General features: G+C 72.6%; 22 protein-coding genes. 14 read left to right on the top strand and 8 right to left on the bottom strand.

Going from position 1 to position 22,189, the window contains the following annotated elements; genetic code table 11:
* Nucleotides 1–30 precede the first annotated feature (30 nt).
* The gene (locus Adu01nite_RS10125) at nt 31–1,632 is read right to left on the bottom strand and encodes a carbon-nitrogen hydrolase family protein (RefSeq protein WP_203726322.1); all 1,602 of its coding nucleotides are present in this window, start codon (nt 1,630–1,632) and stop codon (nt 31–33) included.
* Nucleotides 1,633–1,711: 79 nt separating this feature from the next.
* Between Adu01nite_RS10125 and Adu01nite_RS10130 the strand changes: the two genes are divergently transcribed.
* Nucleotides 1,712–1,993 (top strand): Dabb family protein, encoded by a 282-nt coding sequence (locus Adu01nite_RS10130; RefSeq protein ID WP_203726323.1) that lies wholly within the window; start codon nt 1,712–1,714, stop codon nt 1,991–1,993.
* Here the strand turns inward: Adu01nite_RS10130 and Adu01nite_RS10135 are convergent.
* The 6 genes from Adu01nite_RS10135 to Adu01nite_RS10160 all read right to left on the bottom strand — a co-directional run bounded on the left by Adu01nite_RS10135 (nt 1,981) and on the right by Adu01nite_RS10160 (nt 9,346).
* The gene (locus Adu01nite_RS10135; protein ID WP_203726324.1) at nt 1,981–3,384 is read right to left on the bottom strand and encodes an aldehyde dehydrogenase family protein; all 1,404 of its coding nucleotides are present in this window, start codon (nt 3,382–3,384) and stop codon (nt 1,981–1,983) included. The two genes, Adu01nite_RS10130 and Adu01nite_RS10135, sit on opposite strands and share 13 nt — an antisense overlap.
* A 58-nt stretch (nt 3,385–3,442) precedes the next feature.
* Entirely contained in the window at nt 3,443–4,597 is a 1,155-nt protein-coding gene (locus tag Adu01nite_RS10140) for an FAD-dependent oxidoreductase (RefSeq protein ID WP_203726325.1), read from the bottom strand.
* Nucleotides 4,594–5,496 (bottom strand): isocitrate lyase/PEP mutase family protein, encoded by a 903-nt coding sequence (locus Adu01nite_RS10145; protein ID WP_203726326.1) that lies wholly within the window; start codon nt 5,494–5,496, stop codon nt 4,594–4,596. The genes Adu01nite_RS10140 and Adu01nite_RS10145 overlap by 4 nt, the downstream gene beginning before the upstream one ends.
* A gap of 66 nt (nt 5,497–5,562) precedes the next feature.
* The gene (locus tag Adu01nite_RS10150) at nt 5,563–6,996 is read right to left on the bottom strand and encodes an aldehyde dehydrogenase family protein (RefSeq protein ID WP_203726327.1); all 1,434 of its coding nucleotides are present in this window, start codon (nt 6,994–6,996) and stop codon (nt 5,563–5,565) included.
* Entirely contained in the window at nt 6,993–8,267 is a 1,275-nt protein-coding gene (locus Adu01nite_RS10155) for an acyl-CoA dehydrogenase family protein (RefSeq protein WP_203726328.1), read from the bottom strand. The genes Adu01nite_RS10150 and Adu01nite_RS10155 overlap by 4 nt, the downstream gene beginning before the upstream one ends.
* A gap of 5 nt (nt 8,268–8,272) precedes the next feature.
* Nucleotides 8,273–9,346, bottom strand: a complete 1,074-nt coding sequence (locus tag Adu01nite_RS10160) for a flavin reductase (RefSeq protein ID WP_203726329.1) — start codon at nt 9,344–9,346, stop codon at nt 8,273–8,275.
* A gap of 158 nt (nt 9,347–9,504) precedes the next feature.
* On the opposite strand from Adu01nite_RS10160, the gene Adu01nite_RS10165 reads away from it, so the two are divergent.
* A complete protein-coding gene (locus Adu01nite_RS10165) occupies nt 9,505–10,332 on the top strand; it encodes an IclR family transcriptional regulator (protein WP_239132274.1) in 828 nt (275 codons plus the stop codon).
* Here Adu01nite_RS10165 and Adu01nite_RS10170 read toward each other — a convergent pair.
* Entirely contained in the window at nt 10,322–11,032 is a 711-nt protein-coding gene (locus Adu01nite_RS10170) for a hypothetical protein (protein WP_239132275.1), read from the bottom strand. The two genes, Adu01nite_RS10165 and Adu01nite_RS10170, sit on opposite strands and share 11 nt — an antisense overlap.
* 61 nt (nt 11,033–11,093) lie before the next feature.
* Between Adu01nite_RS10170 and Adu01nite_RS10175 the strand changes: the two genes are divergently transcribed.
* Genes Adu01nite_RS10175 through Adu01nite_RS10230 form a run of 12 tightly spaced genes read left to right on the top strand, consistent with a single transcriptional unit; the run spans nt 11,094 to nt 22,175 of the window.
* Nucleotides 11,094–11,555 carry a MaoC family dehydratase gene (locus Adu01nite_RS10175; protein WP_203726330.1) on the top strand — a complete coding sequence of 154 codons (462 nt, stop codon included), beginning with the start codon at nt 11,094–11,096 and terminating at the stop codon, nt 11,553–11,555.
* Nucleotides 11,552–12,532 (top strand): LLM class flavin-dependent oxidoreductase, encoded by a 981-nt coding sequence (locus tag Adu01nite_RS10180; protein WP_203726331.1) that lies wholly within the window; start codon nt 11,552–11,554, stop codon nt 12,530–12,532. The genes Adu01nite_RS10175 and Adu01nite_RS10180 overlap by 4 nt, the downstream gene beginning before the upstream one ends.
* Nucleotides 12,529–13,728: a CaiB/BaiF CoA transferase family protein gene (locus Adu01nite_RS10185; protein ID WP_203726332.1), complete on the top strand. Its 1,200-nt coding sequence runs from the start codon at nt 12,529–12,531 to the stop codon at nt 13,726–13,728. Before Adu01nite_RS10180 ends, Adu01nite_RS10185 begins: the two co-directional genes overlap by 4 nt.
* Nucleotides 13,725–15,020 (top strand): MmgE/PrpD family protein, encoded by a 1,296-nt coding sequence (locus Adu01nite_RS10190; protein WP_203726333.1) that lies wholly within the window; start codon nt 13,725–13,727, stop codon nt 15,018–15,020. Before Adu01nite_RS10185 ends, Adu01nite_RS10190 begins: the two co-directional genes overlap by 4 nt.
* Nucleotides 15,017–15,991, top strand: coding sequence for a RidA family protein (locus Adu01nite_RS10195; RefSeq protein ID WP_203726334.1), 975 nt, complete (start codon nt 15,017–15,019; stop codon nt 15,989–15,991). Before Adu01nite_RS10190 ends, Adu01nite_RS10195 begins: the two co-directional genes overlap by 4 nt.
* The gene (locus Adu01nite_RS10200) at nt 15,988–16,449 is read left to right on the top strand and encodes an FAS1-like dehydratase domain-containing protein (RefSeq protein WP_203726335.1); all 462 of its coding nucleotides are present in this window, start codon (nt 15,988–15,990) and stop codon (nt 16,447–16,449) included. The genes Adu01nite_RS10195 and Adu01nite_RS10200 overlap by 4 nt, the downstream gene beginning before the upstream one ends.
* On the top strand, nt 16,436–16,822 hold the full coding sequence (locus Adu01nite_RS10205) for a MaoC family dehydratase (RefSeq protein ID WP_203726336.1): 387 nt from the start codon (nt 16,436–16,438) through the stop codon (nt 16,820–16,822). Before Adu01nite_RS10200 ends, Adu01nite_RS10205 begins: the two co-directional genes overlap by 14 nt.
* Nucleotides 16,819–17,913: a thiolase C-terminal domain-containing protein gene (locus Adu01nite_RS10210; RefSeq protein ID WP_203726337.1), complete on the top strand. Its 1,095-nt coding sequence runs from the start codon at nt 16,819–16,821 to the stop codon at nt 17,911–17,913. The genes Adu01nite_RS10205 and Adu01nite_RS10210 overlap by 4 nt, the downstream gene beginning before the upstream one ends.
* A complete protein-coding gene (locus tag Adu01nite_RS10215) occupies nt 17,910–18,266 on the top strand; it encodes a Zn-ribbon domain-containing OB-fold protein (protein WP_203726338.1) in 357 nt (118 codons plus the stop codon). The genes Adu01nite_RS10210 and Adu01nite_RS10215 overlap by 4 nt, the downstream gene beginning before the upstream one ends.
* Nucleotides 18,256–19,419, top strand: a complete 1,164-nt coding sequence (locus tag Adu01nite_RS10220) for an acyl-CoA dehydrogenase family protein (protein WP_203726339.1) — start codon at nt 18,256–18,258, stop codon at nt 19,417–19,419. Before Adu01nite_RS10215 ends, Adu01nite_RS10220 begins: the two co-directional genes overlap by 11 nt.
* Nucleotides 19,416–20,231, top strand: a complete 816-nt coding sequence (locus Adu01nite_RS10225; protein WP_203726340.1) for an HpcH/HpaI aldolase/citrate lyase family protein — start codon at nt 19,416–19,418, stop codon at nt 20,229–20,231. The genes Adu01nite_RS10220 and Adu01nite_RS10225 overlap by 4 nt, the downstream gene beginning before the upstream one ends.
* 51 nt (nt 20,232–20,282) lie before the next feature.
* Nucleotides 20,283–22,175, top strand: coding sequence for a pyridoxamine 5'-phosphate oxidase family protein (locus Adu01nite_RS10230; protein ID WP_203726341.1), 1,893 nt, complete (start codon nt 20,283–20,285; stop codon nt 22,173–22,175).
* The last annotated feature ends 14 nt before the right edge of the window (nt 22,176–22,189 follow it).

Genomic DNA, 22,189 nt, shown 5'->3' on the forward strand with positions numbered 1-22,189 from the left:
GTTCAACGGGTCAGGGTCAACGGGTCAGGGTCAACGGGTCAGGGCGTCGAGGAGCCGCCACGGGCGCCCGTCGACGAGATCGGTGAGTCGCGAGACCAGGCGGTTCGCGGCCTGTGCGGGAGCGACCACCGCCGTGCCGACGAGCACGTCGCCGGGCACGTCGGTGCGGATCGGGGTGGAGATGCGGCCGGTGAACGGGCCCTGCCATCGGGTCCAGAGGGTGAAGTCGGGGCTCATCGAGAAGATCGCCGCGGGCTGCCCGGACGGGGTGGCGACCACGACGTTGAGCCGGTTCTCGGCGGCCCGCTCGGGCAGGGCCAGGGACAGCTCCCACGGCTCCTGCACGCGGTAGGGGACCGCGACCACGTCGGCGTCGAGGAGGGCGGCCAGCCGGAACGTCTCGGGGAAGAGCGCGTCGTCGCCGACGACCACGGCCAGCCGGCCCCAGGGCAGGTCGACCGGGACGATCCGTTTGCCGGTCGGCTCGAAGCCGGCCGGGCCGACCGCACGGCTGGCGTGCAGCTGCGGCTGCCGGGCCACGATGCCGGCCGCGCCGACCACCACGCCGACGTGCGCGGCGTTCTCGATGACGGTGGTGACGACGTGTGCGTCGGTGCCGCCCAGCACGTCGGCGAGGGCGGCCGGGGAGCCGGTCAGCTCGGGCAGGACGATCAGCTTGGCGCCGCCGAGCGCGGTCTCCCGGACCAGGCCGGACGACCGGACCACGGCGACCGGCAGCTCCGGCGCGCCCGGGCCGCGCTGCCGGCCCATCGGCGGGTCGGCGATCGGGCCATACAGCGCGGGGCGGCGGGTGGCGAGGATGTCGGTGCCGTCCGGGCGCCGCTTGTCGTCGGCCGCCGACGGGTCGATGTCGGCGACCACGATCGCCTCGCCGGTGCGCGGGGCCTTCGCGACCACCGTGCCGTCGGGGGCGACGATCTGACTCTCGCCGGCGCCGTGCAGCCACTCCGGCGGCACCCCGAGCCGGGCCGCGATGGCCGGCAGCTCGGCCACCGGGAGCAGCGGGCCGACCTTGTTGGCGGCGATCACCCACGCCTTGTTCTCCGCGGCGCGGACCGGGATATGCAGGTCGGCCTCGTCGAGGGCGAAGCTGTTCAGGCTGTTGAGCATCACCTGGGCGCCGCGCAGCACCAGGCCGCGGGTCACCTCGTTGATGACGCCTTCCATGCACGCATACATCCCGACGCGGCCGAACGGGGTCTCCATCACCGGGCCGACCGCGGGGGCCGGCTCCAGGAAGTCGTTCTCTGCGCCCATCAGGGTCTGCTTGTCGGACGTGCCGACGACCGCGCCGCTGGAGTCGAAGAGGAAGTTGGTGCCGCCGGTGGTGCCGTCCGGCCAGGCGTGCGTGACGTTGATCTTGATCCACATGCCGTGCCGGCGGGCCCGGCCGGCGATCGCCGTCAGGAACGGATCGCCGGGGCGGGTGGCCAGCGCGTGGGCCTGGGCACGGCCGGTGTACCAAGAGAGGTGGTTGCAGAACTCGGGCAGGACGGCGAGCTGCGCTCCCGCCGCCGCGGCGGCGTCGATGACGCGCAGGCAGGCGGCGAGGTTCGCGGCAATGTCCTGGCCGGCCTCTATCTGTGCGGCGGCGACGCGAACCGGAGCCATCGTGGTTCCCCCTAGCGAAACGGCGTTTCCAAAATCTACACTCGGAGGCGTCGTAGCAAAAGGGGTCAGGGAGGCACAAGTGCTGGTACACGTGGTGATGATGAAGTTCGCCGACGCCAGCGATGCTGCCAAGGCAAAGTTGCGTTTGGAAGAACTGGCCGGGGTCGTGACCGAGATCCGGACGATGGATTGCCGGCTCGACGAACTGCGTACCGATGTCTCCTGGGACCTTCTGCTGCGGACCACCCACGAGGACGCGGACGACCTGCGGGGCTATCAGGCGCATCCCGCACACAAGGAGTTCGGTGCGTGGGTGCGCCCGCTGCTGACGGCGCGCGCCGTCGTCGACTACACGGGGTAGGCGGAAGGTCCGCCGGCCGGGGGCGGTGCGCCCGGCCGGTAGGCGGCCGGCGCGTGGATGACACAGGTCTGGACGTACTCGGCGAGGCCCTCGGCGGCGTATTCGCGGCCCCAGCCGGAGCGCTTCACCCCGCCGAACGGTGCGCGCAGGCTCATGCCGGTGCGGTTGTGGGTGTTGACGAAGCAGAAGCCGGCCTGGAAGCGACGGGCGAAGGCGACCGCCCGCTCTTCGTCGGCGCTCCACACCGAGGCCCCCAGCCCGAGCTCGCTCTCGTTGCACGCGGCCAGCAACTTTCCCTCGTCCTCGTACCCGAGCACCGGCACCACCGGGGCGAACTGCTCGGCGGCCACGAGCGGGTCGTCCGGTTGCGGCGCGACGACCAGGGCCGGGCGGACGAAGTAGCCGGTCTTGTCGTCGGCGTCGAAGAGCCCGAGATCGTGGACGGTGCCGCGCCGGAGCGAACGGGCGGCCTCCTGCGCCGCGGCGGAGATGACCGGGCCCATGGTCACCCCGTCGGCGAGCGGATCACCGGTGACCAGCACGCGGGCGGCGGCAGCCCGGTAGGCGTCGACGAAATCGCCGAGCCGCCGCTCCGGGACGTACAGCCGCTTGGCCGCCATGCAGACCTGGCCGCTGGTCGCGAACGTGGCCATCACCAGCCGATCCATGGCCGGGTCGTCGAACGGCGCGTCGTCGAGGAACACGGCCGGGTCGTTGCCGCCGAGCTCCAGCACCGACGGGGTGAGCCGGTCACCGGCCAGGGCGGCGACCGCCCGGCCGCCGGCCGCACCGCCGGTGAAGGCCACCTTGCGGACCAGCTCGTGGCCGACCAGCGCGGCACCGGCGGCCGGGCCGCCGTGCACGATGCGCAGCGGGCCGCCGACCAGCCGGACGATCCGGTCGAGGGTGAGCGGGGCGAGCGGTGACGGTTTCACCACGACCGCGTTCCCGGCTGCCAGGGCCGGCGCGATCTTCAGCATCGACAGGATCACCGGCGCGTTCCACGGCGTGATCGCGGCGACCACCCCGTACGGCTTGTGCTGCTTGATGAGCAGCCCCAACTCGTCGTCGACGACCTCATCGGCGTACGCCGCGGTCGCCTGCGCCACCACCCACCGCAGGTAGCGGACCGCGAAGCCGATCTCGCCGCGGCAGTCGCCGAGCACCTTGCCGGTCTCCCGGGCGAGAAGCACCGACAGCTCGCCGAGCGCGTCCTCGATCGCCTCGGCCGCCGCGGTGAGCAGCCCGAGCCGCTCCTCGATCGGCGTGGCCGACCAGCGCCGGAAGTCGGCATCGGCGGCCCACACGATCGCATCCACCTCGATCGGCGACGACTCCGCGACCGACCCGACGATCTCCTCGAACCGAGCCGGATTCTCCCGAGAGATCATGCGACGCCGCCCAAAGCCCAAGGAACATCAACGCGATCATGACGCTCGCTTCGCTCGGTCATGCCGCGACCCGCAACGACGCGATCATCGAGCTTTTCAGCAGCGCCGCGCGTGCCTTGGCGGGGTCGGCCGCGGTGGCCCGCAGCCCGGCCAGATGTGCCTCGCGCATCAGAGGGTCGGCGGTGCGCATGCGCTCGTAGTTCTGGTGGGAGACGCTCTGCACGTATTCCAGGGCGATGCGGCGCCGGCTCTCGGCGGCCCCGGTCACGGCCGTGTGGTCGCCGGCGGCGATCGCCGAGGCGTAGGCGACGGCGTCGTGGATGCCGGAGTTCATGCCGAGCCCGCCGAGCGGGTTGTTGACGTGCGCCGCGTCCCCGGCGAGCAGCACCCGGCCGAGCCGGAAGGTCTCGGCGACCCGCTGATGCACCCGGTACATGCTGGCGTGCGCGACCCGCCACTCCCGGCCCGGATCGTGGACCCCGAGCAGCCGTCCGCCTAGCCGGTCGTACTCCACCTGGTCGGGCGTGCCGTCCGGCGTCGGCAGCAGCACCCGCCAGTGGTCGGGGGTGCGCAGCAGCACGCACCACTCGACCGGGTCGTAGACGTAGTTGACCGCGGCGAGCCCGTCCATCCAGTCGGTCAGCTCGTCGTGGACCGAGGCGACCAGGAACCGCTCGGGGTAGGTGATGCCCTCGAAGTTGACGCCGAGCGCCCGCCGCACCGCCGAATGCGCACCGTCCGCCGCGATCAGCCAGCTGCCGTCCACGGTCCGGCCGTCGGCGGCGACCGCGGCGACCGCGCCGGCCGCGCGCTCGACCACGTCGGCGACCGGCCAGGAGTATTCGATCGCGCAGCCGTCGTGCCGCAGCAGGTGGTCGCGCAGGATCGGAGTGAGCTTCGACTGCTCGCACTGCACCCGGTAGGGGTAGCGGGTGTCGCCGGCGAGCAGCCCGAGGTCGAGCATCGCGACCGGGCCGGTGCGCCGGTCCCGGTAGGCGAACGTCGGCGACACCAGCCCGCGCCGGTGCAACTCGTCGCCGACCCCGAGATCGTCGAGCATCTCCAGGGTCGGCGGATGGAAGGTGGAGGCGCGGGACTCGGCGGCCAGGTCGTCGCCGGCCTCCAGGACCGTCACGGCCAGGCCGCGGCGGGCCAGGGCGAGCGCGGCGGTGAGGCCGACCGGCCCGGCACCGGCCACCAGGATGCGGTTCACGTCTCCAACCTCCCGGAGATGTCGGGGGCCCGAAGGCCCGGCGCGGGGGTGTAGCGGGCGTCGAGTTCGAGGGCGTCGGACTGCCCGGTCAGGTCGGTGAAGGCCGCCCACGGCATCCGGTCGACCGGCTCGGCGCTGCCGTGGTCGGCGATCGCCCGGTAGACGAGCGACGCGGCGCGCAACGCGGCCAGCAGCGCCGCGACCGGGTGCAGGACCATCCGGACGCCGACCGCGGCGAGCTCGGCGTCGGTCGGGGCCGGACGATTGCCGCCGGCTTCCGAGCGGTTGACGACGATGGGTACGCCGGGCAGCGCGTCGTGCAGTTTCCCGAGGTCGCCGAGGTCGTCCACGCCTTCGGGGAAGACCGCGTCGGCGCCGGCCTCGGCGAACAGCCGGCACCGCTCGATCGCATCCTCGAGGCCGTTCACCCCGTACGCGTCGGTGCGGGCGATCACCGCGAGCTCCGGCACCTCGGTGGCCAGGGCCTTGATCTTTGCGGCCGCCGGGCCGGCCTCGACGACCTCCTTGCCGGCGAGGTGCCCGCAGCGCTTCGGGCTGACCTGGTCTTCGAGGTGCAGCCCGGAGATGCCGGCCCGGGCGTAGGCGTGCGCGGTCCAGATCGCGTGCAGCGGGTTGCCGTAGCCGGTGTCCGCGTCGGCGAGCAGCGGCACCCCGTTCAGAGCCGGGACCAGCGTGGTGGCCCGGTCGGCGATCTGGGTGGCGTGCACGAAGCCGAGGTCGGGCCGGCCCAGCATCAGCGCGGACACGGCCGCCCCGGACAGATGGACGGCCTTGTGCCCGGCCCGGACGGCGAGGGCCGCGGTGACCGGGTCGTAAACGCCGGGCACGTGGGTCACGGTGTCCGCACGGAGCAGGGCTCGCAGCTGGTCAGCACTCACGGCTGAACCTCCTTCGGCACGCGCCCGCTGCTTTGTGCCGCGGGACGTCGCGCACCACTCTGCCGTTCATGGCCGTCCATGCAAGGCGAAGCCGCCCTCGACCCCGGTCACCCGCGGGTTGGTGAAGAAGAGCAGGGTCTCCGCCGTCCCCTCCTCGGAGTAGCCGGAGAGCCCCCAGGCCGGGCGGGGCGTGAAGAGATGCAGACTCATGATCGAGGAGCCGTTGACCTTGACCTCGCCGGCCCGCACCCGGCGCGCCACCGCGAGGGCGGCCTCCTCGTCGGCACCGACCACATAGCCCTCGAGACCGTGGCTCGTGCCGTTGGCCAGGGCGATCGCCTCGTCGACGGTCTCGTACCCGTGCACCGCCGCGACCGGCCCGAAGATCTCGTCCACCGTCCGGGCCGGGTCGGCGCCGACGACCAGGGACGGCGCGAGGGTGTTGCCCGGCCCTTTCAACGCCGCGGAACGGATCGTGCCGCCCATCGCCGCACGGGCCTCGACCACGGTGGCCAGGTGCCCGGAATGGATCAGCGGCCCGTAGTCGGTCGTCGCGTCGGCCGGGTCGCCGGTCCGCAGCGACGCGACCCGGTCGAGGATGGCCGACACCAGGGGTTCCTCCCGGCCGGCCGGCACGATCAGGCGGCCGAGCGCCCGGCACCACTGCCCGTTCAGCGTGGTGAGCAGGTCGGCGGCGGCGCGCACGGCCACCTCCTCGTCGGCGTCGGGCAGCACGATCAGCGGGTTGTTGCCGCCGAGCTCCAGCTGCACCGGCTTGATGTCGTAGGCGCAGGCGGCCGCGACCGCTCGCCCGCCGGCGAGCCCGCCAGTAAAGGAAACCGCCCGGATCCGCGGATCGGCGACGAGTTGCCGCCCCGCCGAAGCGCCGCCCTGCACGAGCTGGAACAGCGCCGCCGGCGCACCGGCCCCGCGCAGCGCCTCGTCGATCGCGACGGCCAGCCGCTCGCTGCCGAACGGCGCGAACTCGCTGGGCTTGAGGATCGCCGGGCAGCCGGCGGCGAGGGCGTTGGCGACCTTGTGCGCGGCCATCGGCGCCGGCGCGTTCCACGGCACCAGGCAGGCGACCGGGCCCCACGGCAGCCGCTCGACGACGACCTCCCGGCTGTCCTCCCGGGTGGCGGTGGACCGCAGCAGGCCGGAGCGCAGCTGACCGGCGGCGAGCGCGAACGACCCGGACAGGATCATCCCGAGCGGCGTGGTCTGCCGGATCGGCACGCCGGTCGCCGCCGCCTCCAGCGCGACGATCTCGGGCGCGGCCGCGGCGACCGCCACCGCCACCGCTTCCAGAACCGTCGCGCGTTCCTCGGCGGACGCGTCCCACGACTCCAGCTCGGCCGCGGCCCGCAGCGCCGCCTCCACGCGAGCCGGGGACGAGCCGAGGGCCGGGCCGGTCACCGCACCGGTGGCCGGGTCCTCCAGGTCGAGGCCGACCGGGGTGGAACACGACTCCCACCGGCCGGCGACCAGGTCGCGGCTCACACCTTCACGCTCGCGAACAGCTCGTTCGCCTTGTTGCTGGTGATCACCGAGGCGGCTTCGAGGCGGCCGCGCTCCGGCGGGAACGTCATGACCAGCCCCATCGCCAGGTCGCGGACGGCCCGGCCGACGACGCCGTTCATGGTGGCGCTGGACGTGCCGGACGCCTTGAACGCGCCCATCGCCACATCGAACGCGGCCTGGCAGATCGAGCCCTTGGCGATCCGCCACTGCGCATACACCTCGGACTTGGTGGCGATCGGCGGCTCGCACGTCTCCAGCAGCAGCTGGCGGCGCAGCCACAGATACGCCGTCTCCAGTCGTTCGGTCATGTCGCCGATGATGACCTGGTGCATCGGCGACTCGGCGATCGACTTGCCGGTGTCCGCGAACGTCTTCCGGGTCAGGCGCTCCAGGGTGTCGTCGTAGACGCCCTGCGCGGCGCCGACGTAGACGGCGGTGATGGCGAGCTGGTTGCCGACGAAGCTGCCCCGGCTGCACTGCAGCATCTTCACGAACGCGCCGGGCACGGCGAGCGCGTCGTCGTCGGGGATGAAGACGCTCTGCAGGCGGATGCCGTGGTTGGCGCTGCCCCGCATGCCGAGGCCCTCCCACCTGGGTCGCTCGGTCACGCCGGGCGCGTCCCTCGGCACCAGGAACATGGTCAGGCCGTCGGCCGTCTCGTAGCCGTCGAGCCGGGCGGTGACCAAGTAGTAGTCGGCGACGCCGGTGGCGCAGCCGAACGACTTCTCGCCGGTCAGGTGCCAGCCGCCGGCGGTCCTGACCGCGGTGGTGGCGATGGCGATGTTGGCGCTGCTGCTCTTCACCGACTCGCTCGCGAAGTTGGCGAGCCAGGTGCCGGCCGACATCAGCCGCAGCACCTTCTCGGCGAACGCCTTGACCACCGGCACCTCGTCGTCGGCGAACAGGCCGGACTCGATCGCCTCGAGCGGGAGCAGGCCGCGGGAGGCGGAGGTGTTGTGGAAGAAGAAGGAGAGCGCGGTGGACGGGCAGGCGGTGCCCATCGCGTAGGTGGCGGCGGCGAGGTCGCGCAGGGTGCCGCCGAGCCCGCCGTACTCCTCCGGGACGATCAGGCCCATCAGCCCGGCGTCGCGCAGCAGATCGATGTGCGACATCGGGAAGGCGCCGTCGGCGTCGGCCTGCTCGGCCTTGGCCCGCAACACCGGCAGCACCTGCTCGACGAGGGCGGCGCGGCTCTTCTCGTCGACGGTCATGTCGTTGACGAGCCGTTCGCCGGTCAGTCGGTCGGCCATGGAAGTCACTCCCTGATCTGGGCGAGGTCGCGGAGGTCGCCGGCCTGCGCCGGGTCGATCGGGCCGGACACCTCGAGTTGACGGGACAGATGAAGCAGGTCGCCGAGCGGCAGGCCGGGGGAGCCGGACCCGGGGGCGACCGTGTCGAAGTGGGTGACGCCGCTCTTCATCGCGACGAGCGCGTTGACCAGGGCGAGGCTGTGCCCGCCGGCGAGCCGCACCCGCAGGGCGGCCGGGCGGACCCGGGCCTTGGCGTCCTGCAGCACCCGGCGGACCTGCAGCGGGGACGCCGGCGCGGTGGCCGACTCGGCGAGGCCGACCTCGTCGCAGCCGAGCGCGGTGAGCGCGTCGAGGACGTCGAGGACGGCCTGCTCGCGGCCCGGATCGAAGGCGTCGGCGACGTAGCCGACGACGCAGCCGGCAAGCTTGGCGGCGGCGACCCACTCGGCCGAGGGCAGGCCGCTCCCGTCGGCGGTGACGACGAACTCGGTGTGGTCGTCGTCGTGCCGGACCCGGGCGCCGCCCTGCCGCAGCACCTGCGCGAGCGGATCGCCGGCCGCGACCTCCACGGTGAGGTGGATCGCGGTGGGCAGCGGGTCGGCGACCTGGCCCCAGGTGCGCGAGTGGAACAGCAGGGGCGCGATGACCCGGGGCGTGGCGGCCTCGGTCACCCGGCCCACGAAGATGGTGTGGTCGCCGCCCGGGTAGGCGTGCGCGACCGTGCAGTCGAGCCAGGCCACCGCGTCGCTGAGCACCGGGCACCCGTTGGGGGTGATGGTCCAGGCCAGACCGGCGAACCGGTCGGTCACCCCCGGGTGCTGCCCGGCGAAACGCCGGCCGATGTGCGCCTGGTCCTTGCCGAGGAAGCTCAGGGCGAACTTTCCGGCGGATTCCAGCAGCGTGCGGCTCGGCAGATGATTGCCGAGACAGACCGAGACCAATGGCGGGTCGAGGCTGACCGAGGAGAATGAGGAAGCGGTCATGCCGTGCGCGCCGTGCGGTCCGACCGTGGTCACCACGCACACGCCGCTCGGCCATTGCCCGAGGACGGAGCGGAACGTGGTGCTGTCGACCGGCACGTGAGCCTCGTTTCGGCTATGGAAACGCTGTTTCCACGACGGTAACGATCCGGCCGTGTCGCTGTCAATCGTTGGGCGGGACAGCGTTTCGCTGTGCGAAATCGCAGGTTAGGCTCATCCGAAGGTTTGTTCCGAATCTGTTCCGGGGGAGTTTCACTGTGCCCACCCGTTCCGCGCCGTCCAGCACGTCGGCCCCGGCCGAGGACGAGAGCCAGTCGCGCTCCGTCGCCGCGGTCGAGCGCGCCATGGACGTGCTGCTCTACTTCGGCCGCACCGACCAGCCCGACCTCGGGGTCACCGAGATCGCGACGGCGCTCGGGCTCACCAAGGCCGCCGTGCACCGCATCCTCACCGCGCTGCGCAGCCGGGAGCTGATCACGGTCGACCCCACCACCCGGCGCTACGCGCTCGGGCACGCGGCGGTCGCGCTGGGCCGGGCCTACCTGGCCCGCACCGACGTGCGCGCGATGGCCGCCCCCGACCTGCGATGGCTCTCCGAGCGCACGCACGAGACGGCCACCCTGTCGCTGCGCCGCGGCGACACCCGGCTCTACGCCGACCAGGTCGTGCCCGATCAGGAGCTGCGCCTCGAGGTCAGCCTCGGCATCCCGTTCCCGCTGCACGCGGGCGGCTCGTCGAAGGCGTTCCTGGCCTGGGTGCCCGACTTCGAGCTCGAGGCCTACCTGCAGCGGCACCCCCTCGAAGCGGTGACCGACAAGACGATCACCGACCAGGCGAAGCTGCGCAAGGAGCTGGCCAGCATCCGCAAGCGCGGTTACGCCACCTCGCTGGGCGAGCGGCAGGCCGGCGCGGCCTCGGCGGCCGCCCCGATCTTCGACCACGACGGGCATGTGGTCGCGGTGATCAGCGTGGCCGGCCCGGCGCTGCGGTTCAAGCCGGAGCCCGGCACCGAGGTGATCGACGACCTGATCGCGGCGGCCCGGCGGATCTCCGCGCAGCTGGGCTACGAGCCGGCTACAGATTAGCGAAGGGCTTCGCGACACCGAGGAGCCCGGCCAGCAGCACCGAGAGCCAGATGGCCCAGACGTACGGCAGGCAGCCGTTGACGCTCCGCCGGAGCACTGACTCCGTCTCCGGCCCGGCGGAGCCGGCCATGACCGCGCCGAAGGCGGCGCCGAACGGGCGCAGCGTCCGCCGGATGCCCAGGCCGGCGGCGATCGCCAGGGAGTAGAGCAGCACCTTCGCACCCAGCCAGCGGGGATTGGTGGTGACGCCGAACGGCTCGGCGGCGATCAGCGTGTAGAGGCCGGCGCCGGCCATGCCCGCGATCACCGCGATCCGGACGATCCAGTCGATCTTCTTGACCAGCGGATGCTTCCCGGGCGCGTGGTGGTCGGTGTGCATCAGCCGGACCCAGGCGAACGCGCCGATCCACAGCGGCACGAGCAGCCACCAGGGCAGCATCTTCAGGCCGAACACATACCCACCGTGCGCGTCCAGCGAGACCAGGGTCAGGCCGCTGGGCAGGAAGAGGATCAGGCAGATCTTCGGGCCGAGGTCGAGGCCGCTCATGATCTTGAGGGCGGTCAGCCGGGCGGCCGGGGTCAGCGACTCGTCGATGACGAACCGGCTGGAGTAGAAGACGCCGAGGTCGCCGCCGAGCCAGAAGACCATCAGCACGATGTGCAGGTAGCGGAACGCGTCGAGCATGCGCAATGGAAACACGGTTCCGCCGTGAGAAACAATCCCTTGACCCTGACTACCGGGCGTAGCTAGCGTCCTCGGCATGGTCGGCCGATATTTCGAAGATTTCGCGGTCGGTGACGAGTACCGGCATCCCTTGGGCCGGACGGTCTCCGAAGCGGACAACACCTGGTTCACGTTGCTCACGATGAACACCAACCAGTCCCACTTCAACGCGGATTACGCCGCCGGCACGCCCTACAAGAAGCTGCTGGTCAACTCCACCCTGACGGTCGCCATCGTGACCGGGCTGTCGGTGCTCGACATCAGTCAGCACGCCTTCGCCAACCTGGGCTGGGAAGAGATCAGGATGCCCAACCCGGTGTTCGTCGGCGACACCATCTACGCCCGGTCGACGGTGCTGTCGAAGCGGGAGTCGCAGTCCAGGCCGTATGCCGGGATCGTCTCCTGCCACACCACCGGCTTCAACCAGGACGGCGTCGACGTCATCACCTGGCGCCGGTCGATGCTCGTCTACAAGCAGGGCCACGGGCCGTCGGCATGAGACTCGACGTGCAGCCCTGGGGTGCGACGATCGGCGAGGTGGTCGAGGCGGCGCGCGCCGCCGAGTCCGCCGGGGCCGGCGTCGCGTGGACTCCGGAGCTGCACCGCAGCGCGCCGGTGGTGGCCGCCGCGATCGCCGCCGGCACCTCGACGATCGGGGTCGGCACCGGGATCGCGCTCGCCTTCGCCCGCAGCGCGATGCTGACCGCGCTGACCGCGGCCGACCTGGACGAGTTGTCCGGCGGGCGGTTCCGGCTCGGCCTCGGCACCGGGGTGAGCCGGCTCAACCAGGACTGGCACGGGGTCGAGTTCGCGAAGCCGGTCGCCCGGATGCGCGACTCGGTCGCGATCATCCGGGCGGTGGAGGCCGGCGGCGACCCGATCGTGCACGAGGGGGTCCGATCCATTGCGGTCCGCGGCTGGCGGCGGCCCTATCCGGCGGCCCGCCCGCGGATCCCGATCTACCTGGCCGCGGTCGGCCCGGCGATGCTGCGCCTGACCGCGCAGATCGCCGACGGCTGGCTCTCCCACGAGCTGTGCCCACCGTCGACGCTGCGCGATCAGGTCCGGCCGGTGCTCGGCTCCCGGAAGATCGACATCGTCGCCTCGGCCTGCTGCTCGGTGGATGCCGACGCCGGCGCCGCTCGCCGCCGCGCGGCCAACGTGGTCGGCTTCTACGCCTCGGTCCGTTCCTACGCCGACATGTTCGCCGCGGCCGGCTTCGCCGAGGTCACGGCGATGGCCGGCGCCGCGCTGCGGGCCGGTCGCCCGGCCGACTCGCTGGGCGACCTGATCCCGGACGAGATGGTCGACGCCTACGCGGTCGCCGGCACGCCCGCCGAGTGCGTGGCCCGCCTCAAGCAATACGACGGACTGGCCGACGGCATCAAGCTCTCCCCGCCCTCCTACGGCCTCGACGCCGACGAGGTGCGCGCCGCCCAGCACGGCCTCCTCGAGCTCGTCGGGAGCCACTCGTGAGACCTCTCGCCGACCTCCGCATCATCGCCGTCGAGCAGTACGGCGCCGGCCCGTTCGGCTCGGTCCACCTGGCCGACCTGGGCGCCGAGGTGATCAAGATCGAGGAGCCGCAGTCCGGCGGCGACGTGGGCCGCTACGTCCCGCCGTACAACGACGGCGAGGACTCCCTGTTCTTCGAGACGTTCAACCGCGGCAAGCGGTCCCTCTCCCTCGACCTGGCCGCCCCGGCCGGTCGCGAGGTCTTCGAGGACCTGGTCGGCACCGCCGACGCGGTCTGGTCCAACCTGCGCGGCGACGTCCCGGCGAAGATCGGCATCACCTACGAGCAGCTCAAACACCTCAACCCGGCGATCGTCTGCTGCTCGCTGACCGGCTTCGGGATGACCGGCCCGCGGGCGAAACAGCCCGGCTACGACTACATCCTGCAGGGCCTGGCCGGTTGGATGGAGCTGACCGGCGAGCCCGGCGGCCCGCCCACCAAGTCCGGCCTGTCCCTGGTCGACTACTCCGGCGGCTTCGTCGCGGCCATCTCGCTGCTGGCCGGGGTGCACGCGGCCCGGCGGGACGGCGTCGGCATGGACTGCGACGTCAGCCTCTACGACACCGCGATCGGCATGCTCACCTATCCCGCCGCCTGGCATCTCAACGCCGGCTTCGCCCCGGCCCGCACCCACCACTCCGCGCACCCGTCGCTCGTCCCGTTCCAGGTCTTCCCGTCGGCCGACGGCTGGATCGTGGTGGGTTGCGCCAAGGAGAAGTTCTGGCAGCGCCTGGTCCAGGTGCTGGCCGTGCCCGCGCTCGACGACCCGCGGTTCGCGACGTTCGCGACCCGCCGGGAGCACGCCGCCGAGCTGCTCTCGTTGCTGGACACCACGTTCGCGACCCGGCCGTCGGCCGAGTGGCTGGCCCTGCTCGAACCGGCCGGCGTGCCCTGCGGCCCGGTCAACGACGTGGCCGCCGCCCTGCGCGACCCGCACACCCTGGCCCGCAACCTCGTGGTCGAGACCGAGCACCCGCGCTACGGCACGGTCAAGCAGGTCGCCTCGCCGGTCCGGGTGGGCGACGACCCGCCGGCCTACCGCCGGGCGCCGCGCCGCGGCGAGGACCTGGGTTATGTGGCCGGCCTGCTGGGCTACGACGACTCCCGGCTGTCGTCGCTGCGCGCCGCCGGCGCCTTCGGAAAGACCCGCACATGAGTACGGATCCTGCTGCCGTCGTCCTGGCCCGTTGGGCTTCCGAGCTGCGCTGCGCGGACCTGCCGCCGGACGTGGTGGACGCGGCCGAACGCCACCTGATCGACGCGGTCGGCTGCGCGGTGGCCGGCATCCGGCGCGGTGCGGCCGATCCGGCGCTGACCGTGGCGCGGTCGCTGGGCGGGCCACCCGAGGCTCAGCTGTTCACCGGGGAACGGCTCGGCGCGGTGGCGGCCGCCTTCGGCAACGCGGTCGCCGTGCACGCCCTCGACTTCGACGACACGCACCCCGGCGGCCTGGTCCACGCGAGCGCGGTGACCGTGCCGGTAGCGCTCGCGGTGGGTGCGGCGGCGTCCGCCGACGAGTTGATCACCGCGCTGGTCGCCGGCATGGAAACGGTCTGCCGGCTGGGCGCTGCCGTCCCGCACGGGTTTCACGCGCGCGGGCTGCACGCCACCTCGATCTGCGGGCCGGTCGCCGCGGCCGTCGTCGCCGGGAAGCTGCTCGGCCTGGATGCGCCGACGCTGACCGCCGCGATCGGGATCGCGGCCAGCGGCGCGAGCGGCCTGCTCGAGTTCCTGCACAGCCCGGCCGGCACGAAGCAGCTGCACCCCGGCACCGCCGTCGCCAACGGCATCCTCGCCGCCCGGCTGGCCGCGGCCGGCGCCACCGGACCGGCCGGTGCGCTGGACGGCGCCTACGGCCTCTACCGGGCGCTCGCCGACCGGCAGCCCGACCGGGACACGTTGCTCGGCGGGCTCGGGTCGCGGTGGGAGACGACCGGGATCGCCGTCAAGCCGTACCCGTGTTGCCAGCTGAGCCACGCCTCGCTCGACGCGGCCCGGCCGTTCGCCGGCTCGGAGCCGGGGACGCAGGCGGGGGCGGTGACGGTCACGCTGCACCCGGCCGCGGTGCCGATCGTGGCCGAGGAGCCGAAGCGCCGGCCGCGCAGCGCGTACGAGGCGAAGTTCAGCGTCTACTTCGGCGTCGCCGCGATGATCATCGACGGCCGGGTCGACCTGGACACGTTCGACCACCTCGACCGGCCCGACCTGCTGGAGCTGGCCGCCCGGATCACGGTCCGCACCCGCGATGCCGGGGGAGTGCCGGCCGACGCGCCCGGCGACGTCGAGGTCGAGGGCCACCGCTCGATCGTCGACCGTGCCGCCGGCCCCGGCGTACGCGACAAGGCCGCCGCCAATCTGGGCGCCGGGGCGCACGCCGTCTTCGCGGCCGTGGACTCCCGGGCCGGCGCGGCCGCACTGCTCGATGCGATCGAGGGGTGCCTCACGTGACCGTCTACCTGCCCGCCGTCGCCGGTTATCCGGGCCTGCCCGGTGCGCTCATCGAGGCCGGCCTGGGCATCGGCGACATCGTGCACGTCACCGAATACGTGACCAGGCCCGGCCTTCAGCTGAGCCACGCCCGCTCGATAGCGCTCGGCGGCCACCGGGTGCCGGTCTCCCGGGTGCCGGTCGAAGCGGTGGTCGGCGACCCCAGCCCGTACATCCTGGGGGTGAGCGCCCATCCCGGTGGCGGAACCCTCCTCGCCGCCGGTGGCGACGCCCTGCGCGTCGCCGACGGCATCGTCTATCTCCCCAGCGTGCACACGACGGAGGGGGAGTTCCGCGAGCAGTACCGCTGGTGCCTCGACCGGATCGCGTCGCTGCTCGCCCTGGCCGGTCTGAGCCCGGCGGCGCTGACCCGCACGATCGACTACACCGCGACCGCGACCCGGGCCGACTATCCGCGCTGCGGCCGCCCCCGCAGGGAGGTCCTCGGCGCCGGCCCGGTCCACCCCGGCGCCGCCGGCATCCTGGTCGACGTGCCGGTCGAACCGGGCGCCCAGGTCGCGATCGACGCCCTGGCCGCGATGGGTGGCCTGGAGGCGATCAACCCGGGCTGGGCCCGCTACGACACGCTCACCTACAAACCGGCGGTCCGGGCCGGCGGCAAGATCTTCCTCTCCGGGTTCGGCGCCCTCGATCCGGTGTCCCAGCAGGCGCTGCACGCCGGCGACCTGCTCGCGCAGGCCGACTACATCTACGCGAGCATCGAGACGGTGCTGACCGCGGCGGGCGCGTCCGGCTCGGCGGTGACCGGCCTGATCGAGTACGTGACGCCGGACGCGGTCGCCGACTACCCCCGCACCGCCGCCCTGCGCGCGAAGCATTTCCCGAACGCCGCGGTGACGTCGGTGGTGTGCTCGGCCCTGCTGCGCCCCGAGTTCCTGCTGGAGACGATCCCGTCGGTGGTGCCGGCATGACCAAGCTGCTCACCCCGGAGCTGGCCGCGCGGATCGGCGAACAGGTCAGCTACACCGCGCCGGAGCCGCTGGGCCGGGCGTCGATCCGCTACTTCGCGCTGGCCACCGGCGACCCCGAGCCTGCCCACCGGACCGGCGAGGTGGCCCCGCCGACCCTGATCTGCGAGACGAATCAGTACGCGGGGGTGCCGCGCGACGACGACGGCTACGCCGGGCACGGCTGGCATCTGGACGTGCCGGGCACGCGGCTGGTGCGCGGCGGCAACTCCTACGAATTCCACGGCCCGGTCGGCCCGGACGACATCGTCACCGCGACCTGGCGGCTGGCCGACATGGTCGAGCGGGTCACCGGCGACGGCAAACGCATGCTGGTGGTCACCTCGACCGCCACGTACACCAAGCAGACCGGCCGTGTCCTGGCGACGAACGAGGAGACGCTGATCTATGTCGAGCGTTGAGTACCCGCCGCTGGAACGGACCATCGACCTCCCCGACATGATCGCCTACGCGGGCGCGACCTGGGACTGGCACCGCCTGCACTACGACCAGGCCTACCTGGCGGCCCGCGGCCTGGACCGTCCGGTGGTGGACGGCCAGGTGTTCGGCGCCTACCTGGCGATCGCCCTGCGCGGGTGGTTCGGCCCGCACGCCGAGATCACCAAACTGTCGTTCCGCTTCAAGAGTCTCGTCTTCGCCGGCGAGACGATCCGCTGCCACGGCACCCTGCGCGAGGTCGCCGACCGGCACGCCGTGGTCGACCTGCGGGTCGAGGTCGCCGACGACGGCCGGCGCGCCGTCGCCCCCGCCGAAGCAACCGTGCGGCTGCCATGAGCGTGGCCATCGCCGGCGCCGCCGAATGCGACCTCGGGCAGACCGGGAAGAGCGTCCTGGAGTTGCAGAGCCAGGCCGTGACGCGGGCGCTCGCCGACGCCGGCCTCCCGCTGTCCGAGGTCGACGGTCTCGCCACCAACGGCATCGCCCGCTTCTCCGCCACCCAGCTCGCCGACTACCTGGGCCTTCAGCCGGCGTGGAGCGACTCGAGCTTCGCCGGGGGAGCGGTCTTCGAGATGTACGTGGCGCGGGCGGCCCAGGCGATCGAGGCCGGCCAGTGCCGTACGGTCGTCATCTCGTTCGCCTCGAACCAGCGCTCGGCCCGCTCCCGCACGCTGACCGGGGTGGTCGAGGAGGGCACGCCGGAGGCGTCGTTCGAGGCGCCCTACCGGCCGCTCTACCCCCTCTCGTACTACGCGATGACGGCTCAGCGATATCTGCACACCTACGGCCTGACCCGCGCCGACCTGGCGGCCGTGGCCGTGGCCGCCCGCGCGAAGGCCCAGCTCAATCCGGCCGCGTGGACCTACGGGAAGGGCCCGCTGACGGTCGCCGAGGTCCTCTCCGCGCCGATGATCTCCACTCCGCTGGGCGCCCTGGACTGCTGCCTGGTCACCGACGGCGGCGGCGCGATCGTCCTGACGTCGGCGGAGCGGGCCCGCGACCTGCCGCGGATGCCGGTGACGGTCCTCGGCTACGGCGAAGCCCTGACCCACACCGGCATGGCGACCGCCCCCGACCTGTTGCGGACCGGCGCCGAGGCGGCCGCCGCACGGGCGTTCGCGCGCGCCGCCCTGACTCCCGCCGACATCGACGTGGTCCAGCTCTACGACTCGTTCACCATCTCCGTCCCGCTCGGCATGGAGGCCCTGGGTTTCGCCAAACCGGGGGAGGGCCTCCATGCCACCGTTCCGCACAACACCAGCGGCGGGGGCCTGGCCTATTGCCACCCGGGCCAACTCGGTGTCCTGCTGCTGGTGGAAGCGGTGCGCCAGCTCCGCCAGGTCCCCGGCGCCCGGACGGCGCTGGTCCACGGCACCGGCGGCATCTTCTCCAGCCACGCCACGGTGATCCTGGGGGTGGACCGGTGACGGAGCAGGAGTGGTGGGCGGCCACCCGCGACCGGCGGCTGCTGCTGCAGTTCTGCCTGACCTGCCGCAGATTTCAGCACTATCCCCGCGTCGTCTGCACCGGGTGCGGCGGCGCGGAGCTCGAAATCCGGGACGCCGCCGGGACCGGTGTGATCGACAGCTTCACCACGGTGGTGCGGGCGGAAACCCCGTACACCATCGCCCGGGTCCGTCTCGCCGAAGGCCCGATCCTGCTCACCCAGCTGGTGGATCTCCCGGATCCCCGCTGTGACCTGCCCGTCCGCCTGGCCTGGCGGGCGCAGCCCGACGGGCGCCACCTGCCCGTCTTCCGGAGTGCCGACGATGGACTTTGAGCTCAGCGACGAACAGCGCCTCTTCCGCGAGGTGCTCCGCGACTTCGTCGACCGGGAGATCCGCCCGGTCGCCCAGGAATGGGAGGAGTCCGGCCGCTACCCCACCGAGATCGTCGCCACCATGCGTGAGCTGGGCCTGTTCGGGCTGACCGTGCCCGAGGAGTACGGCGGGCTCGGCGCCGACATGATCAGTTTCGCGCTGGTGTTCGAGGAGATCGCCAAGGGCTGGATGGGTGTCGCCGGCATCCTCGGCAGCCACTCGCTGTCCTGCTGGCTGATCGCCCGGCACGGCACCGAGGAGCAGAAACAGCGCTACCTGCCGGACCTGGCGAGCGGCAGACGGCGTACCGGAATCGCGTTGACCGAACCGGATGCCGGCACCGATCTGCAGGGCATCGCCACCGTCGCCGTTCGCGACGGCGACGACTATGTGATCACCGGGCGCAAGACGTGGATCACGAATGCCCGGCATGCCGATCCGCTGCCGGTGCTCTGCAAGACCGACCCGGCCGCCGCGCCCGCGCACAAGGGCATGTCGGTGCTGCTGGTGGACGCGGGCACGCCCGGTTTCACGGTGGAGCGGGATCTGCCGAAGCTGGGCTACAAGGGCACCGAGTCGTGCGAGGTGCTGCTCGATGCCGTCCGGGTCCCGGCCGCCAACCTGCTCGGCGGCGTCGAGGGCCGCGGCATGCAGCAGGTGCTGGCCGGGTTGGAGACCGGCCGGATCAACGTCGCCGCGCGGGCGCTCGGCATCGCCCAGGCCGCCTACGACGAGGCGCTGCGCTACGCGGGCGAGCGAAAGGCGTTCGGGCAGGCGATCGGGGGTTTCCAGGCCGTCCAGCTGAAGATCGCCGAGATGGCCGCCCAGGTCCAGGCCGCCCGCCTGCTGGTCTATTGGGCGGCGTCCCGGTCGGACGGCGGCCACCGGGTCGACATGGAGGCCGGGATGGCCAAGGCGTTCGCGTCGGAGGCCGCCGTCTCCTGCGCCCTGAACGCGATGCAGATCCACGGCGGCTACGGCTATTCCAAGGAGTTCGTGGTGGAACGGCTCTACCGAGACGCCCCGCTGATGATGATCGGCGAAGGCACCAACGACATCCAGCGCATCGTGATCGCTCGCGCGTTGCTGGCCGGCACGGCGTCGATCGGATGAGGTCGTATCTCTACGTCCCCGGCAACCGGCCGTCGATGCTGGCGACGGCGCTGTCCCGGGGTGCGGACGCGCTGATCGTCGACCTCGAGGACGCGGTCCCGCCCGGCGAGAAGTCCGCCGCCCGGGACGCGGTCGCCGGTTGGCTGCGGACCCTGCCGGAGGGCTCGCCGGTCTACGTCCGGATCAACGAGGGCAAGGACGGCCTGGCGGACGCGTCGGCGGTGGCCGGTCCCGCCCTGCGCGGCCTCTGCGTGGCCAAGGCCGGCACCGTCGACCAGCTGGCCGGGATCACCGCCGAGCTGGACCGGGCCGGCGCGCCCGCCACGGTCGAGCTGGTCCCGCTGCTGGAGACGGCCCAGGCCATCCTGTCGGCCCCCGCGCTGGCGGCGGCTCCGCGGGTGCGTCGCCTTCAGATCGGCGAAGCCGACCTGGCGGCCGAGCTCGGGGTCACCCTGGGTGCGGACGAGCGGGAGCTCATTTACGTACGCTCCGCCGTGGTCCTCGCCTCCGCCTCCGCCGGCATCGAACCGCCCGCCGCCGCCGTGACCACCGACTTCCGCGATCTCGACCGTCTCCGCCGCACCACGGCGGCCCTGAAACGGCTGGGTTTCCGGGGCCGGGCGTGCATCCATCCGGCCCAGATCCCGGTGGTCAACGACGTCTTCACCCCGGCCCCGGCGCAGCTGGCGGCCGCGCGGGACCTGATCGAGCGCTTCGAGGCGGCCGGCGGCGGGGTGTGCCTGGACGCCCGGGGCCGCATGGTCGACCTCGCGGTGGTGCGCGAGGCCCGCCGGACTCTCCGCGACGGGTGAACGTTCCGGGTTGAACTCCCACCGGCCTGACCGCGATGGGAGGGTTGTCGGGTGGACCAGGCCTACCAGGTGATCGACGGACGGCTTCGCGATCTCCTCCTCGCCCAGCCGGTGTTCTTCGTCGGCACCCTGCCGGACGGGCCCGGCGGGCAGATCGACCTGGCGCCGCATGCCGCCGCCGGTGGCCTGGCGGTGCTGGACGATCAGCGGATCGCCTACCTGAGCGACGGCAGCGACGCCGAGATGGTCGAGCACCTGCGGGCGAACGGCCGGATCACCCTGCTGTGTGCCGTGCGGGACAGCTCACGGGTCGTCCGGTTGCAGGGTCGCGGCCAGGTGGTCGATCCCGGCGACCCCGGCTTCGGTCAGCTCATGACGCTGTTCCCGGATGCCCCGGCCGGCGATCGGCGCCCGGTCGTCGAGGTCACCGTCGAGCAGGTCAACGAGTCGTCCGAGCCCGAGCCCGCGGCCCCCGCGGTCTACCCGCCGCCGGTCGAGCCGCCGGACCGGTGGATCTTCCGGATCCCGATCCTGCGTGTCATCCGCAACCAGCACGAGGACTGCGTGCGCAGGTACGACCGAGACCTCCTCGCCTATTTCGACGCGACCCACCGGATCGACGACGCCGAGCGAACGGAGGCGCGTCCCGCCGTCATCCGCAGCCTTCACCCGATCGACGTTCGGCAGGCCTGGCTCGAACTGATGTGGCGGATCAAACCGTCGCTGGTCTGGACCGCGGTGTGGCCGGCGCCGTGGATCTATGGTTTCGGCGCGTGGCTGCTGGCGTGGTCACCGGCGGCCGGGGAGGGCAAGGCGATCTGGCTCGCCGGCGCCTTGGCCTACCTGCACTGGTACATGGCCGCGGTTTTCTGCGGCGGGAAGTTTCAGGAATCGGTCATCGTGTCCGCGTCGGATATCCGGATTCCCCGGTATTGCCAGGTGCTCGGTGCGGTCCTGTTCGTCGCCGGGCTGGCACTGGCGCCGTCCACGCTGTCGGTCGGCGCCCTGCTCCCGGCGATGGGCGCGATCCTGATCGCCGCGGCGCTCACCTTCCTGGTCGCCCTGCTGGTCGCGACGACGGTGAACTGGATTCCCCGGTTCCGGCCACGCGCGGCGATCTACATGACCGAGGTCGCGCTCCTCAGCCTGGCGGCCTCCGGGCCGAGGCCGGACTGGCCGCAGTGGCTCGTGCGCGGACTGTGGACCGGGTTGTGGGCGAGCTGCGCCTTCGCGGCGTCGTTGGTCATCATGCTGATCGCCGTGTTTCTCGCCACCAGCCTGTACGTCCGGTGGAAGAACCGCCGCTACGCCGCGGCCGAGCTGCTGCAGACCCTCCTCTGGCTGGTGATGCGCATCGACGACGCGGGCAGGCCCGAGGCGGACCGATCGGAGCTGAGTCGCCGATACCAGCCGCCGGACCCGCTCAGGATCGCCGTGGCTCTGGAATACCTGGCCACGGTCATCGAGGAATCGCTCCCGAAGGCCCTCGACTGCGGCGACCGGAGCGGCACCCGGGCGATCTCGGAGCACTGCCGGGGCATCGCGGCCTCGGTCCGGGCCCTGAAGACCGAGCGCTTGCTCGACCAGCGGACCTCGTCCGACGCCCTGGCCGCCGCGCTCGCCAACGCGATCGTCCCGGTTGCCCTCGGTGACTGGAAATCCCTGGCCTACGTCGAGCCGGCCGACCTGCCGCAGACGGTCTCCGCATGGACCCGCACCCTGCGATGGATCGGCCGGCTCGTCGCGGCCGCGATGCCGCTGGCCGTCATCCTGTTCCTCCAGGCCACCACGCACGGCAGCGACAAACAGCTGGAACCGCTCGTCCCGGTCGCCGCCACCTGGCTGCTGGTCTCCATCGTGACCTGGATCGACCCCGGCGGCGGCGACCGCTCCGCCGGCGTCCGGAACCTGCTGGGCGCGGTCCCCGGCGTCAAGGCGAACTGAGCTCGGCGGGACGG

Origin of the sequence: Paractinoplanes durhamensis (genome assembly GCF_016862175.1) — a bacterium.
GTDB classification, from domain to species: Bacteria; Actinomycetota; Actinomycetes; order Mycobacteriales; family Micromonosporaceae; genus Actinoplanes; species Actinoplanes durhamensis.

Excerpts from the sequence above, each read along its gene's own strand:
- Adu01nite_RS10210 (WP_203726337.1), top strand. The coding sequence starts at position 16,819 with ATGAGCGTGGCCATCGCCGGCGCCGCCGAATGCGACCTCGGGCAGACC.
- Adu01nite_RS10155 (WP_203726328.1), bottom strand. The coding sequence starts at position 8,267 with ATGGCCGACCGACTGACCGGCGAACGGCTCGTCAACGACATGACCGTC.
- Adu01nite_RS10190 (WP_203726333.1), top strand. The coding sequence starts at position 13,725 with ATGAGTACGGATCCTGCTGCCGTCGTCCTGGCCCGTTGGGCTTCCGAG.
- Adu01nite_RS10180 (WP_203726331.1), top strand. The coding sequence starts at position 11,552 with ATGAGACTCGACGTGCAGCCCTGGGGTGCGACGATCGGCGAGGTGGTC.
- Adu01nite_RS10200 (WP_203726335.1), top strand. The coding sequence starts at position 15,988 with ATGACCAAGCTGCTCACCCCGGAGCTGGCCGCGCGGATCGGCGAACAG.
- Adu01nite_RS10225 (WP_203726340.1), top strand. The coding sequence starts at position 19,416 with ATGAGGTCGTATCTCTACGTCCCCGGCAACCGGCCGTCGATGCTGGCG.
- Adu01nite_RS10220 (WP_203726339.1), top strand. The coding sequence starts at position 18,256 with ATGGACTTTGAGCTCAGCGACGAACAGCGCCTCTTCCGCGAGGTGCTC.
- Adu01nite_RS10125 (WP_203726322.1), bottom strand. The coding sequence starts at position 1,632 with ATGGCTCCGGTTCGCGTCGCCGCCGCACAGATAGAGGCCGGCCAGGAC.
- Adu01nite_RS10135 (WP_203726324.1), bottom strand. The coding sequence starts at position 3,384 with ATGATCTCTCGGGAGAATCCGGCTCGGTTCGAGGAGATCGTCGGGTCG.
- Adu01nite_RS10205 (WP_203726336.1), top strand. The coding sequence starts at position 16,436 with ATGTCGAGCGTTGAGTACCCGCCGCTGGAACGGACCATCGACCTCCCC.
- Adu01nite_RS10175 (WP_203726330.1), top strand. The coding sequence starts at position 11,094 with ATGGTCGGCCGATATTTCGAAGATTTCGCGGTCGGTGACGAGTACCGG.